Source organism: Neisseria gonorrhoeae (assembly GCF_013030075.1).
Taxonomy (GTDB): Bacteria; Pseudomonadota; Gammaproteobacteria; order Burkholderiales; family Neisseriaceae; genus Neisseria; species Neisseria gonorrhoeae.
The window spans coordinates 320,839-333,709 of the sequence record NZ_AP023069.1; the positions used below are offsets into that span (position 1 = coordinate 320,839).

The window sequence follows — 12,871 nt, forward strand, 5'->3', positions numbered from 1 at the left end:
TTATTTGTCGTGCGGCTTCATCGACGGGGCATAGCGTCCGGCACGTTCTTTCAGGCGTTGTACCAAACCTTGCGTGTCGGCGGGTACGCCGCCCTCGCAGAATGCCTGATACAGGACGGCGCGCAATGCGTCGTTGCGCCCAAGTGTGCCGCCTATCGGTTTCCATTCGGCGTTTCGGGGCTGTATCCAGCGGCTGTTGACCGTATCGCCGTATCCGAATACTTTGTAGGAGGAAAGTTTGCCGTTGCCGAACCCGATGGAGGAGAGGGCGCAGAATATGCCTTCGGCAGTCAGGTTGTCGTAGCCTTTGTCGGAGCGGATATTGAGAATGTAGCGGATGCTGCCGTCGGGCGCGGGCATAATTTGCAGGCTGTCGAGCAGGATTTTCGGCTGTTTGCCGTAATTTTCATCCACATAAATGTCAAACCAGCCGTCCGAGTGCGCATCGGGCAGAGGCGGCAGTTCGGCGGTATGTTCTTTAAATTCGCGGGCGGCGGCTTCTTCGGGCGTTTCGCGGTAGCGGGTGTTGATCGGCGTGTCTTTTTGGCTGAAGCCGGCGGCAAGGGACGTGCCGACAGTCAGGGTCAGAATCAGAAGGATGGCGCGGCGCATAAGTTTCTCCAAATTGAAAACGGCTTTATTTTATGGTTTGGCGGGAAGGGCTGCAAGCAATCGGGGTATAATCTGACCTGATTTTCATTTTAAAGCGGTGTCGAACCATGAACAGCGAAACTTTAGACGTAACCGGATTGAAATGTCCCCTGCCGATTTTGCGGGCAAAAAAGGCTTTGGCGCAAATGCGGCAGGGCGAGGTATTGACCGTTCTGGCGACCGACGGCGGCGCGCCGGGGGACTTTGAGGCTTTTTGCCGCCAAACCGGTCATGTGCTGTTGGATTCTTCCGAACAGGACGGCGTGTTCACACTGGTCGTCAAGCACAAATAAATGCCGTCTGAAATGCGGATGTCCTGATTGATGTTATTGCTGTCGGCATTTGTGCTTGCTGCGTGTAATGCCCAAAACCGGCAATCCGGTGTACGGCATCAGGATTTTGCACGCGTAGCCGTCGATTTGTTTCGGAGTGCCTGCGTCCTGACTCAAGGTAGTTTCGAACCGGTTTCCAAGTTTGCCGCTGTCGGACATTTTGTCCCTGTCGGAAAGGAAGACCTGTCCCGTCTGCCGCCCGCTGTTGCAGAACCCGATGTACAGGCGTTGTGGACGCTTGAACGCGATGGCGGCATTTATTATTTGAGCCTGACGCGCGACAGTTGCAGTGTGAAAGCCGAGCGGGCAGACAGTGCCGCGCTTTTGGAACATTTCTCAGGGCTTGTCCGACAGCCGCCGAAAAATGCCAATATATAGTCAATTAAAATCAAAATAGGACAGTAGTGCATCGTCAAATCGGGCGTAATCAGACAAAACGGTTCGCAGATACCGCTTAATATTCGCCCACACTTTCTCAATCGGGTTGGGCTCGGGCGAACAAGGTGCGGGAGGCAATACCTTATGTCCCAATTTTTCCGCCGTTCCCCGTAAGGCACCCATACGGCGAAATCGCGCATTATCTGAAATAATCACCGATTTTTGAGCCAATGCGGGCAGTAGGCATTGCTGAAACCGCGCTTCAAAAAAGACCCCGGCCACCGTATTTTGACAAACCATCGGAGCAATCGGCCGGTTGCCGACTTGTGCGGACACCAAAGATAAGCGCCGGTATCTTTTCCCACTTATCCGCGCTTTCGCCATTTGCCCTTTCAGGCTGCGGGCATAGGGGCGGAACAGGCGGCGGTCGAATCCTGTTTCATCCGGACAAACGCGTTGGCAGTCGGAAAATCCGGCCGGCCGTGTCAAATAATGCGTTACTTTGGCCGGGTCTTGTTCTTTGTAAGCGGCGGTCTTTTTTTGCGCGCCATCCGCATCTGTTTGGGCGCATGGCAAACGGCGGCTGCCGTACAATCAAAATGTTTGGCGATTTCATGCAGACAGGCATCCGGATGCCGCCCGACATATCGAGCCGGTTTTTGCCTATCCGATTTGGCGGCATTTAGGCCGGTAACTTGATGTTTTAGGCTGCCTGTTTGTTTTTTAAGGCGAATCCGCAGGTAAAGCGTGTTTCTTGACAAGTTAAACGTTGCTGCGGTTTGGCCGGTGTTTTTGCATTGTCCGTAATATAGCGGATTAACAAAAACCGGTACGGCGTTGCCCCGCCCCGGCCCAAAGGGAACGGTTCCCTAAGGTGATGGAGCGCCGGGCGGATCGGTTCCGTACCATTCGTACTGCCTGCGGCCCGCCGCCTTGTCCTGATTTTTGTTAATCCGCTATGGTTTAAAGCTTTGTTTCTTAAGTCCGCAGAGTATGCCATGGTTAAACCTTCAACGTCGAGTGTTGTACTATTTTGTTTTTAATTGAATATAGAATTGAGGGCGGAACAGTCGGTGCAGGCACCGTTTGAAACCAGGCAAATCAGCTATGCCTGGCGGGAATCGGGCAGCCCTGAAGAAACCGTATTGACCGCACAAACCGCCGATTCCCCGGATTTACCCGTACAGGCAGTATTGAACCTAACGCACCGTTCCCATAACGGGAAACCCCTAATTCTCCCCTGACTTCAGACGGCATAAAGTCGGCATGCCGTCTGGAAACCAAAAATCTAAAAAGGAACAACCATGCAAACCCTGACCATCATCCGACCCGACGATATGCACCTGCACCTGCGCGACGGCGACGCGCTCAAAGCCGTTGCCCCTTATACCGCCCGCCAGATGGGGCGCGCCGTCATCATGCCCAACCTCAAACCGCCAGTCGTCAGCGTAGCCGACGCGCTTGCCTACAAAGCGCGCATTATGGCGGCGTTGCCCGAAGGCAGCGCGTTTGAGCCGCTGATGACGCTTTACCTGACCGACCAAGCCACGCCCGAACTCGTGCGCGAAGCCAAAGCCGCCGGCATCGTCGCCTTCAAACTCTACCCCGCAGGCGCGACCACCAATTCCGATTCCGGCGTAACCGACCTGTTCAAGCTCATCCCCGTGTTGGAAGAAATGGCAAAACAGGGCATCCTGTTCCTCGTTCACGGCGAAGTAACCGACCCCGAAATCGACATTTTCGACCGCGAAGCCGCCTTTATCGGGCGCGTGATGAAACCCGTTTTGGCGCAAGTGCCGAATCTCAAAGTCGTGTTCGAACACATCACCACCGCCGAAGCCGCCCGCCTCGTTTTGGAAGCGGGCGACAACGTTGCCGCCTCCGTGACCCCGCAACACCTCCTGCTCAACCGCAACGACCTCTTGGTCGGCGGTGTGCGCCCCCATCATTTCTGCCTGCCCGTCCTCAAGCGCGAAACCCACCGTCAGGCATTGGTCGCCGCCGTTACCGGCGAGAAGGCGCACAAATTCTTCCTCGGCACCGACTCCGCGCCGCACGCCAAATCCGCCAAAGAAAACGCCTGCGGCTGCGCCGGTATGTTCAGCGCGATGACCGCTATCGAGCTTTACGCCGAAGTGTTTGAAAAAGCAGGCGCGTTGGACAAACTCGAAGCCTTCGCCTCGGAAAACGGCGCAAGGTTCTACGGCATTCCGGAAAACGCCGACACGATTACCCTTGTCAAACAAAGCCAAACCGTTCCCGCAAGCGTCCCTTACGGCGACGGCGAACTTGTCCCGATGCGCGCGGGCGGCGAAATCGGCTGGACGGTGCAGTATTGATTGAACGGTCAAGCAAAATGCCGTCTGAAAGGTTTTCAGACGGCATTTGTGTATTTTCCGATTCGGATTTTCCGAGTATCAACGGCGTTTGGGTTCGTCTGGGCGGATTTGGGCGGCGAGTTTGTCGAGGATGCCGTTGACGAATTTGTGCCCGTCCGTGCCGCCGAAGGTTTTGGTAACTTCGATGGCTTCGTTGATAATGACGGGGTAGGGCGTTTCGGGCATAGCGGAAAGCTCGTGGCAGGCGGTCAGCAAAACGGCGCGTTCGATGGGGTTGAGGTCTTTTTCGTCCCTGTCGAGCAGCGGGCGGATTTTTTGGATGTAGTCCGCTGCGTTGGTTTGTGTGCCGAAGAAGAGTTTGTTGAACAATTCTTCGTCCGCTTTGGCAAAGTCGGACATTTCGCGGATGTTTTTAGCAATTTCGGGCGCGGCGGTGCGGTTGATAAGGGATTGGTAAACGGCTTGTACGGCAAGCTCGCGGGAACGGCGGCGGGCTGTTTTCATGATTTTTCCTTGAAACGGTTGGGCGGCACGGTATGCCGTCTGAAACGGAAAGGGCGCATCGGTGTACGCCCTGTTTGTTATTCTTCGTCTTCAAACTGTTCTTCGAGCAGAAGGTTGACGAGGTTGGCGCATTCTACGGCGACTTTGGCGGCATCCGAGGCTTTTTCTCCAATCCGTTCAATTGCCTGCGCGTCGTTTTCGGTGGTCAGGACGGCGTTGGCAATCGGGATGTTGTAGTCGAGTGCGACGCGGCCGATCCCTGCGCCGGATTCGTTGGCAACCAGCTCGAAATGGTAGGTTTCGCCACGGATGACGACGCCGATGGCAATCAGTGCGTCAAATTTTTCGGAAGAGGCAAAGTTCATCAGCGCGATGGGGATTTCAAGCGCGCCGGGTACGGTGGCGACGGTGATGTTTTCGTCTGCTACGCCCAATTCTTGGAGGGTGCGGCAGCAGACTTTGAGCATTTGGCTGCCGATTTCGTTGGTGAAGCGTGCCTGTACGATGCCGATGCGGAGGTGTTTGCCGTCGAGGTTGGGGGCGATGGTGTTCATTGGGTGTCCTTTGGTATTCGGGGTTTCGGAATGCCGTCTGAAGGTTTCAGTCTTGCGGCTGCCAGTCGGCAACGGTTTGGAATGTGCCGTCTTCGGCAAGCTCCCACGCGCTGCCTTCGGGTTGGGAAAGCAGTGCGGCGGTTTCAGGGTTGGTTTTGGTGATGTCGGCGAGGCTGACGATGCTGAAGTTGTCGGGGTCGTCGGTGTATTCGTCGGTTTCGTCGCCGCTGAAGAAACGCCAGCCGCTGTCGTTTTCAAAAACGGGGGCTTCGCGGTAAAGGAAGCCGACGGGCCGGTTTTGTTTGGCGACGGTGTTGGTGGCGATGCAGCGGTCGAGTGCCGAGGAAAGTGCTTGTGCAAATGCGTTCATTGCGGGAATACGTTGGGGGGGAAACTTGCGGATTTTACCACGATTCCCGCGTTGTCGGCAGACGGCGGCGGTTTGGTGGTACAATGTGCGCCGTTTGCAGCCTTAAGGTGTTTCTGTATTTTTGGAGTATGGAAACGCATTCGGGCTGTTTTTTGCGGAAGACGGTAATGAAAGACGATGTTTTGAAACGGCAGGCACATACTGCGATACAGAAAAAGTTAGGCTACGCGTTCCGCGATATGTCGCTTTTGCGGCGGGCTTTGACCCACAGGAGCCATCATGCGAAGCACAACGAACGGTTCGAGTTTGTCGGCGATTCGATTTTGAATTATACGGTGGCGCGGATGCTGTTTGACGCGTTTCCGAAGTTGACCGAGGGCGAGTTGTCGCGGTTGAGGGCGAGTCTGGTCAATGAGGGCGTGCTGGCGGAAATGGCGGCGGAAATGAATGTCGGCGACGGTCTGTATTTGGGGGCGGGCGAGTTGAAGAGCGGCGGCTTCAGACGGCCTTCGATACTGGCGGACGCGATGGAGGCGATGTTTGCCGCCGTCAGCTTCGATGCCGATTTCAACACGGCGGAAAAGGTGGTGCGCCATTTGTTTGCAGAACGCGTCCGGCGCGCCGATTTCCAAAATCAGGCAAAAGACGGCAAAACTGCTTTGCAGGAGGCGTTGCAGGCGCGCCGTTTCGCCTTGCCGAAATACCGCATCGAAGAGCAAATCGGCCATGCCAACGACAGTATGTTTGTCATTTCCTGCGATTTGGGCGAACTGGGTTTCGTGTGCCGTGCCAAAGGGACGAGCCGCAAGGCGGCGGAACAGGAGGCGGCGAAAGAGGCTTTGAAATGGCTGGAAGAGAAGCTGCCGCTGAAGAAGAAAAAGAAATGAGGCGGCGCGTGAATATGCCGTCTGAAATGTGGATATGAAAGCGAATATGGATATTGAAACCTTCCTTGCAGGGGAACGCGCCGCCGGCGGATACCGTTGCGGCTTCGTGGCGATTGTCGGTCGTCCGAACGTGGGCAAATCAACGCTGATGAACCATCTCATCGGTCAGAAAATCAGTATTACCAGCAAAAAGGCGCAGACGACGCGCAACCGCGTAACGGGGATTTATACCGACGATACCGCGCAGTTCGTGTTTGTCGATACGCCGGGCTTTCAAACCGACCACCGCAACGCGCTCAACGACAGGCTGAATCAAAATGTTACCGAGGCGCTCGGCGGTGTGGATGTGGTGGTTTTCGTCGTGGAGGCGATGCGCCTTACCGATGCCGACCGCGTCGTGTTGAAACAACTGCCCAAGCACACGCCGGTCATTTTAGTGATCAACAAAATCGACAAGGACAAGGCGAAAGACCGTTACGCGCTGGAGGCGTTTGTTGCCCAAGTGCGCGCCGAATTTGAATTTGCGGCGGCGGAGGCGGTCAGTGCGAAACACGGTTTGCGGATTGCCAACCTGTTGGAGCTGCTCAAGCCGTATCTGCCCGAAAGCGTACCGATGTATCCCGAAGACATGGTTACGGACAAATCGGCGCGTTTTTTGGCGATGGAAATCGTGCGTGAAAAACTCTTCCGCTATTTGGGCGAGGAGCTGCCTTATGCGATGAACGTCGAAGTGGAGCAGTTTGAAGAGGGAGACGGTTTGAACCGCATCTACATCGCCGTTTTGGTCGACAAAGAAAGCCAAAAGGCGATTTTGATCGGTAAAGGCGGGGAGCGTTTGAAAAAAATTTCCACCGAAGCGCGGCTGGATATGGAAAAACTGTTTGATAACAAAGTATTTTTGAAGGTCTGGGTCAAAGTCAAATCCGGTTGGGCAGACGACATTCGCTTCCTGCGCGAGCTGGGTTTGTAGTTTTTCTTGCTGAACTTTACGCAAATGCCGTCTGAACAGGTTTCGGACGGCATTTTGTTTCAATCGGGAATATCTTTGTTAAAAACGGGTTGATATTATCTGTGCATATTATAGCGGATTAACAAAAACCGGTACGGCGTTGCCCCGCCCCGGCACCAAAGAGGCGGCAGACCTGATTTCAGACGGCAAAAGCCGGGGGATACAGGCAAAAACCGCTTACGGCAGTAAAAACCGCCAATTTATGAAGTCGCTCGGCGCGGGGTTCAGCAAAGACGGTTGGGAAGGGCTGCTAATCCGAACCGAACGCCAAGGGCGGGAAACGCGCCCGCACGGCGATATTGCGGACGGGGTGGAATACGGCATAGACCGTTTGGACGCGTTCCGCCAGACATACGATATTAAACGCAAGACAACAGAGCCATTTTTCTTAGTAGAGGGCGAGAATACACTCAAGCCCGTGGCAAAATTGGCGGGCTACGGGATATATTTGAACCGCCAGCTCAACCGCTGGGTAAAAGAACGTATTGAACAAAATCAGCCTTTAAGTGCTGAAGAAGAGGCGCAGGTGCGGGAGGCGCAGGCGCGCCACGAAAACCTGTCCGCCCAAGCCTACACGGGCGGCGGCAGGATATTGCCCGATCCGATGGATTACCGCAGCGGCTCTTGGCTTGCCAAGCTGGGCTACCGCTTCGGCGGCAGGCATTATGTCGGCGGCGTGTTTGAGGATACCAAACAGCGTTACGACATCCGCGATATGACGGAAAAACAGTATTACGGTACGGACGAGGCGGAAAAGTTTAGAGACAAGAGCGGGGTGTACGACGGCGACGATTTCCGCGACGGCTTGTATTTTGTGCCGAATATAGAAGAGTGGAAGGGCGATAAAAATTTGGTCAAGGGCATAGGTTTGAAATATTCCCGCACCAAATTTATTGACGAACATCACCGCCGCCGCCGTATGGGTTTGCTGTACCGTTATGAAAATGAGAAATACTCGGACAACTGGGCGGATAAGGCGGTGTTGTCGTTTGACAAACAGGGCGTGGCAACCGACAACAACACGCTGAAGCTGAATTGCGCCGTGTATCCTGCCGTGGACAAATCCTGCCGCGCGTCGGCGGACAAACCGTATTCCTACGACAGCAGCGACCGTTTCCACTACCGCGAACAGCACAATGTTTTGAATGCCTCGTTTGAGAAGTCGCTGAAAAACAAATGGACGAAACACCATCTGACTTTGGGCTTCGGTTACGATGCTTCCAAAGCGATCTCCCGCCCCGAACAGCTTTCCCACAATGCGGCAAGGATTTCGGAATCCACGGGATTCGATGAAAAGAATCAAGATAAGTACCGTTTGGGTAAGCCCGAAGTCGTCGAAGGGTCGGTCTGCGGCTACATCGAAACCCTGCGTTGCCGCAAATGCGTGCCAAGAAAAATCAACGGCAGCAATATCCACATTTCTTTGAACGACCGTTTTTCAATCGGCAAATATTTTGATTTCAGCTTGGGCGGCAGGTATGACCGGCAAAACTTCACCACGTCGGAAGAACTCGTCCGCAGCGGGCGGTATGCCGACCGTTCGTGGAACAGCGGCATCGTGTTCAAACCGAACCGGCATTTTTCCGTGTCTTACCGCGCCTCCAGCGGCTTCAGAACGCCTTCCTTCCAAGAACTTTTCGGGATAGACATTTATCACGATTATCCGAAAGGCTGGCAGCGTCCCGCCCTGAAATCGGAAAAGGCAGCCAACCGGGAAATCGGTTTGCAGTGGAAGGGCGATTTCGGCTTTTTGGAAATCAGCAGTTTCCGCAACCGTTATACCGATATGATTGCCGTTGCCGATCAAAAAACCAAATTGCCGGATTCAGCAGGACGATTGACAGAGATTGATATACGCGATTATTACAATGCCCAAAATATGTCGCTTCAAGGCATCAACATCTTGGGGAAAATCGACTGGAACGGCGTATACGGCAAACTGCCCGAAGGCCTGTACACCACATTGGCGTACAACCGTATCAAACCGAAATCGGTATCCAACCGGCCGGACTTGTCCCTCCGCAGCTATGCTTTGGATGCGGTACAGCCGTCGCGTTATGTTTTGGGGTTCGGATACGACCAGCCCGAGGGGAAATGGGGCGCAAACATTATGCTGACCTATTCCAAAGGGAAAAACCCTGACGAGCTTGCTTATCTGGCAGGCGATCAAAAACGATATTCGGCAGGAAGGGTTACGTCTTCTTGGAAAACGGCAGATGTTTCCGCTTATCTGAATCTGAAAAAACGGCTGACCTTGAGGGCGGCTATCTACAATATCGGCAACTACCGCTACGTTACTTGGGAATCCTTGCGCCAGACTGCGGAAAGCACGGCAAACCGGCACGGCGGCGACAGCAACTATGGAAGGTATGCCGCACCGGGCAGGAACTTCAGCCTCGCGCTCGAAATGAAGTTTTAAAGGAAATGCCGTCTGGAAGCTTGATCTGCACCCCAAAAGTCGGACTAAACCGCCAACTGATTAAGGTGCAGGTTTTTTTGATTCAATATAAACAAGATTTCCGCCGTCATTCCCGCGCAGGCGGGAATCCGGACATTCAATGCTAAGGCAATTTATCGGAAATGACTGAAACTCAAAAAACCGGATTCCCACTTTCGTGGGAATGACGCGATTAGAGTTTCAAAATTTATTCTAAATAGCTGAAGCTCAATGAACCGGGTTCCCGCCTGCGCGGGAATGACGGGATTAAGTTTTCAAAATTCATCAGAAATTATTGATTTAATGGCATAAATTTTTGAGATTATAGTGGATTAACAAAAATCAGGACAAGGCGGCGAGCCGCAGACAGTACAAATAGTACGGCAAGGCGAGGCAACGCCGTACTGGTTTTTGTTAATCCACTATAAGTCATTCCGGCGGCAATTTTTGTTGCTTTAACGGGATAGGCGGTTGGCGGTTGCGATAAAGGCGGCGACTTTGGCGGGGTCTTTTTTGCCTTTAGACGCTTCCACGCCGCCGGATACGTCGACCGCTTCCGCTCCGGTGATGCGGACGGCTTCGCCGACGTTTTCAGGGGTCAGCCCGCCGGCAAGCACCCACGGCTTGCCCGAATATTCCGCCAACAGCGTCCAGTCGAAGCGGTGTCCGGTGCCGCCGTATTCCGAAGGGTGATAGGCATCGAACAGCAGTGCCTGAGCGTTGGGGAAGCGCGTGGCGGCGTTTCGGATGTCTGATGCCGTCTGAACACGAATGGCTTTAATATAGGGGCGGTCGAACTGCCGGCAGAATGCATCGTCTTCGTCGCCGTGGAATTGGATGATGTGTATCGGCACTTCGGCAAGGATGCGGCGGATGTTTTGCGCGCTTTCGTTGACGAAAAGGGCGACAACGCTGACAAACGGCGGCAGTGCGGCGGCGATTTTTTGTGCTTTAATGATGTCGATAGCGCGGGGGCTTTGGGGGTAAAAAACCAGTCCCAATGCGTCTGCGCCGGCGTGGGCGGCATACAGTGCGTCTTCCGGTGTGGTGATGCCGCAGATTTTGGTGCGGATTTTCCTCATTCGGTATTCCTTTATTTGGGAAACGGTGCGCTTGTGCCGTTTCAGACGGCATTCCCGATCAGTCGATTTTGATGTATTCGACAGAAAGGATTTCAATTTCCTCACGGCCTTCCGGCGTGTTCAAAACCACTTCGTCGCCTTCGCGCGCTTTAATTAGGCAACGCGCCAACGGCGAAATCCAAGAAATTTTGTTTTGCGCGGTATCGATTTCATCGACGCCGACGATTTTGACGGTTTGCTCGCGCCCGTCGCCGCGCAACAGACCGACGGTCGCGCCGAAAAATACTTGGTCGGTCGCTTCGCGCAATTCGGGATCGACGACGACGGCAGCCTCCAAACGTTTGGTCAGGAAACGGATGCGGCGGTCGATTTCGCGCATACGGCGTTTGCCGTAAAGATAGTCGCCGTTTTCGCTGCGGTCGCCGTTGCCTGCCGCCCAGTTGACGATTTGGACGATTTCGGGGCGTTCTTTATTGACCAGTTGATAAAGCTCGTCTTTCAATGCCTGCCAGCCGGCGGGCGTAATGTAGTTTTTGGTTTCGGTACTCATATTGTGTGCGGATGAAACGGGAAATGTGATGCCGATATGGGAAATGCCGTCTGAAAACCCAACGTTCGGATTTCAGACGGCATCGCGGTTTGGGAAGCCTTATTCTTCGTCGCCCGCATCGCTGATGCTGATGCTGTGTTCCATCCTGCTCGGGTGGATTTTCAGACCGGCGCAGCCGGATTTCTCGGCAGACAGGCGGTCGAGGTAGGCATCATCGATGTCGCCGGTCCGATAAATGCCGTTGAAACAGGACGAATCGAAGGATTCGATTTTCGGGTTGAGTGCTTTGACGACGGCTTCCAAATCGCCCAAGTCTTGAAACACGATGCCGTCCGCGCCGATTTCGGCGGCGATTTCCGCCGCGCTGCGCCCGTTGGCAATCAACTCTTCGCGCGTGGGCATATCGATGCCGTACACATTGGGATAGCGCACTTCGGGCGCGGCGGAGGCGATATAGACTTTGCGCGCGCCCGCCGCGCGTACCATTTCGACGATTTCGCGGCTGGTCGTCCCGCGCACGATGGAGTCGTCCACCAGCAACACGCTTTTGCCTGCAAATTCGGTTTCCATCGGGCTGAGTTTTTGGCGCACGGATTTTTTGCGCGTCGACTGACCGGGCATGATAAAGGTGCGGCCGATATAGCGGTTTTTAATCAAACCCTCGCGGTAGGGTTTGTTGAGGTGGACGGCAAGCTCCATTGCACTGGGGCGGCTGGTATCGGGAATGGGCATCACGACGTCGATGCCGTCCACGGGCAGCTCGCGTTTGATTTTTTCCGCCAAGGACACGCCCATATCCAAGCGCGACTGGTAAACGGACACGCCGTCAATCACAGAGTCGGGGCGGGCAAAATAAACATATTCAAAAAGGCAGGGGCTGAGTTTGGCGCGGTCGCTGCATTGTCGGGCGATGATTGTGCCGTTAAAGCCGACAAATACCGCTTCGCCCGGCCGGATATCGCGTTCCAAATCGTAGGCAAGCGCGTTGAAGGCGACGGATTCGGAGGCGACGGCATAGGATTTCCTGCCTTCGCTGTCGGTTTGCGAACCCAATGCCAGCGGGCGGATGCCGTAAGGATCACGGAAGGCGAGCATACCGTAGCCCGCAATCATGGCAACCACGCCGTATGCACCGCGCACCAGGCGGTGGACTTCGGCAACGGCGTTGAAAATATTGTCGGCATTGAGCCGGTGCGGGTCGGCGTTTTTAGAGACTTCGCGGCGCAATTCGTGCGCGAATACGTTGAGCAAAACTTCGGAATCGGAGCCGGTGTTGATGTGGCGCAGGTGTTTGTTACACACGTTTTCATACAGTTCGGCAGTGTTGGTGAGGTTGCCGTTGTGCGCCAAAACGATGCCGAAAGGCGAGCTGACGTAGAAAGGCTGCGCCTCCGCGCTGCTGCCGGCGTTGCCCGCCGTGGGATAACGGACGTGGGCGATGCCGGCGTTGCCGGTCAAATCGCGCATATTGCGCGTGCGGAACACTTCGCTCACCATCCCTTTGCCTTTGTGCATATGGAAGGTACCGCCTTCCGCCGTTGCAATGCCCGCCGCATCCTGCCCCCTGTGCTGCAACATCTGCAAACCGTCGTACAGAAGCTGGTTCACGGGTTCATGACTGACCAAACCTAATACGCCGCACATATCGTCTTCTCCGATTCGAGGTTTAAGGGTGAAACGGAATTATAAAGCAAACGGCGGCTTTTTGCCCGAATTGTTGACAATATTTGTGTAAAGTCAGGCAGGTGCGCTTTGTCTGTCGGGGTGTGTCAAGGAAA

Annotated in this window: 11 protein-coding genes and 4 pseudogenes; 7 read left to right on the top strand and 8 right to left on the bottom strand. The window is 54.6% G+C overall.

Annotated elements, in window-relative coordinates:
- Positions 1–612 (bottom strand): CNP1-like family protein, encoded by a 612-nt coding sequence (locus HT085_RS01645; protein WP_003690729.1) that lies wholly within the window; start codon positions 610–612, stop codon positions 1–3.
- A 107-nt stretch (positions 613–719) separates the two neighbouring features.
- Here HT085_RS01645 and HT085_RS01650 point away from each other — a divergent pair, with 107 nt between their 5' ends.
- Positions 720–944 (top strand): sulfurtransferase TusA family protein, encoded by a 225-nt coding sequence (locus tag HT085_RS01650; protein ID WP_003690730.1) that lies wholly within the window; start codon positions 720–722, stop codon positions 942–944.
- 30 nt (positions 945–974) lie between these two features.
- Positions 975–1,358, top strand: a pseudogene (locus tag HT085_RS01655) (NMCC_0638 family (lipo)protein); the annotation flags it as partial.
- A gap of 3 nt (positions 1,359–1,361) precedes the next feature.
- On the opposite strand, the pseudogene HT085_RS11535 reads toward HT085_RS01655, so the two are convergent.
- Positions 1,362–2,170 (bottom strand): annotated as a pseudogene (locus HT085_RS11535) (transposase); the annotation flags it as partial.
- A 237-nt stretch (positions 2,171–2,407) separates the two neighbouring features.
- Between HT085_RS11535 and HT085_RS12120 the strand changes: the two are divergent.
- A pseudogene (locus tag HT085_RS12120) lies at positions 2,408–2,605 on the top strand (NMCC_0638 family (lipo)protein); the annotation flags it as partial.
- Between the two features lie 60 nt (positions 2,606–2,665).
- The gene (gene pyrC / locus HT085_RS01670; protein ID WP_003690734.1) at positions 2,666–3,700 is read left to right on the top strand and encodes a dihydroorotase; all 1,035 of its coding nucleotides are present in this window, start codon (positions 2,666–2,668) and stop codon (positions 3,698–3,700) included.
- A 78-nt stretch (positions 3,701–3,778) separates the two neighbouring features.
- Here the strand turns inward: pyrC and nusB are convergent, their stop codons facing one another.
- The 3 genes from nusB to HT085_RS01685 form a co-directional block, all read right to left on the bottom strand.
- On the bottom strand, positions 3,779–4,204 hold the full coding sequence (nusB, locus tag HT085_RS01675; RefSeq protein WP_002241285.1) for a transcription antitermination factor NusB: 426 nt from the start codon (positions 4,202–4,204) through the stop codon (positions 3,779–3,781).
- A 77-nt stretch (positions 4,205–4,281) separates the two neighbouring features.
- Positions 4,282–4,758 carry a 6,7-dimethyl-8-ribityllumazine synthase gene (gene ribH / locus HT085_RS01680; RefSeq protein WP_003687601.1) on the bottom strand — a complete coding sequence of 159 codons (477 nt, stop codon included), beginning with the start codon at positions 4,756–4,758 and terminating at the stop codon, positions 4,282–4,284.
- A gap of 46 nt (positions 4,759–4,804) precedes the next feature.
- Positions 4,805–5,128 carry a DUF2185 domain-containing protein gene (locus HT085_RS01685; RefSeq protein ID WP_002238889.1) on the bottom strand — a complete coding sequence of 108 codons (324 nt, stop codon included), beginning with the start codon at positions 5,126–5,128 and terminating at the stop codon, positions 4,805–4,807.
- A gap of 167 nt (positions 5,129–5,295) precedes the next feature.
- Between HT085_RS01685 and rnc the strand changes: the two genes are divergently transcribed.
- From rnc to lbpA, 3 genes and pseudogenes are all read left to right on the top strand, one after another.
- Positions 5,296–6,015, top strand: coding sequence for a ribonuclease III (gene rnc, locus HT085_RS01690; RefSeq protein WP_012503422.1), 720 nt, complete (start codon positions 5,296–5,298; stop codon positions 6,013–6,015).
- 46 nt (positions 6,016–6,061) lie between these two features.
- Positions 6,062–6,985 (top strand): GTPase Era, encoded by a 924-nt coding sequence (gene era, locus HT085_RS01695; RefSeq protein WP_025455773.1) that lies wholly within the window; start codon positions 6,062–6,064, stop codon positions 6,983–6,985.
- 154 nt (positions 6,986–7,139) lie between these two features.
- Positions 7,140–9,443: pseudogene (lbpA, locus tag HT085_RS01700) on the top strand (lactoferrin/transferrin-binding protein LbpA); the annotation flags it as partial.
- Between the two features lie 473 nt (positions 9,444–9,916).
- Here lbpA and HT085_RS01705 read toward each other — a convergent pair.
- The 3 genes from HT085_RS01705 to purF form a co-directional block, all read right to left on the bottom strand.
- A complete protein-coding gene (locus HT085_RS01705) occupies positions 9,917–10,543 on the bottom strand; it encodes a phosphoribosylanthranilate isomerase (RefSeq protein WP_003687611.1) in 627 nt (208 codons plus the stop codon).
- A 58-nt stretch (positions 10,544–10,601) separates the two neighbouring features.
- A complete protein-coding gene (greB, locus tag HT085_RS01710) occupies positions 10,602–11,093 on the bottom strand; it encodes a transcription elongation factor GreB (RefSeq protein WP_003687613.1) in 492 nt (163 codons plus the stop codon).
- A 99-nt stretch (positions 11,094–11,192) separates the two neighbouring features.
- Positions 11,193–12,737 carry an amidophosphoribosyltransferase gene (gene purF / locus HT085_RS01715; protein ID WP_003690741.1) on the bottom strand — a complete coding sequence of 515 codons (1,545 nt, stop codon included), beginning with the start codon at positions 12,735–12,737 and terminating at the stop codon, positions 11,193–11,195.
- Positions 12,738–12,871 lie beyond the last annotated feature (134 nt).

Excerpts from the sequence above, each read along its gene's own strand:
- purF (WP_003690741.1), bottom strand. The coding sequence starts at position 12,737 with ATGTGCGGCGTATTAGGTTTGGTCAGTCATGAACCCGTGAACCAGCTT.
- HT085_RS01650 (WP_003690730.1), top strand. The coding sequence starts at position 720 with ATGAACAGCGAAACTTTAGACGTAACCGGATTGAAATGTCCCCTGCCG.
- HT085_RS01705 (WP_003687611.1), bottom strand. The coding sequence starts at position 10,543 with ATGAGGAAAATCCGCACCAAAATCTGCGGCATCACCACACCGGAAGAC.
- rnc (WP_012503422.1), top strand. The coding sequence starts at position 5,296 with ATGAAAGACGATGTTTTGAAACGGCAGGCACATACTGCGATACAGAAA.
- greB (WP_003687613.1), bottom strand. The coding sequence starts at position 11,093 with ATGAGTACCGAAACCAAAAACTACATTACGCCCGCCGGCTGGCAGGCA.
- pyrC (WP_003690734.1), top strand. The coding sequence starts at position 2,666 with ATGCAAACCCTGACCATCATCCGACCCGACGATATGCACCTGCACCTG.
- HT085_RS01645 (WP_003690729.1), bottom strand. The coding sequence starts at position 612 with ATGCGCCGCGCCATCCTTCTGATTCTGACCCTGACTGTCGGCACGTCC.
- era (WP_025455773.1), top strand. The coding sequence starts at position 6,062 with ATGGATATTGAAACCTTCCTTGCAGGGGAACGCGCCGCCGGCGGATAC.
- ribH (WP_003687601.1), bottom strand. The coding sequence starts at position 4,758 with ATGAACACCATCGCCCCCAACCTCGACGGCAAACACCTCCGCATCGGC.
- nusB (WP_002241285.1), bottom strand. The coding sequence starts at position 4,204 with ATGAAAACAGCCCGCCGCCGTTCCCGCGAGCTTGCCGTACAAGCCGTT.
- HT085_RS01685 (WP_002238889.1), bottom strand. The coding sequence starts at position 5,128 with ATGAACGCATTTGCACAAGCACTTTCCTCGGCACTCGACCGCTGCATC.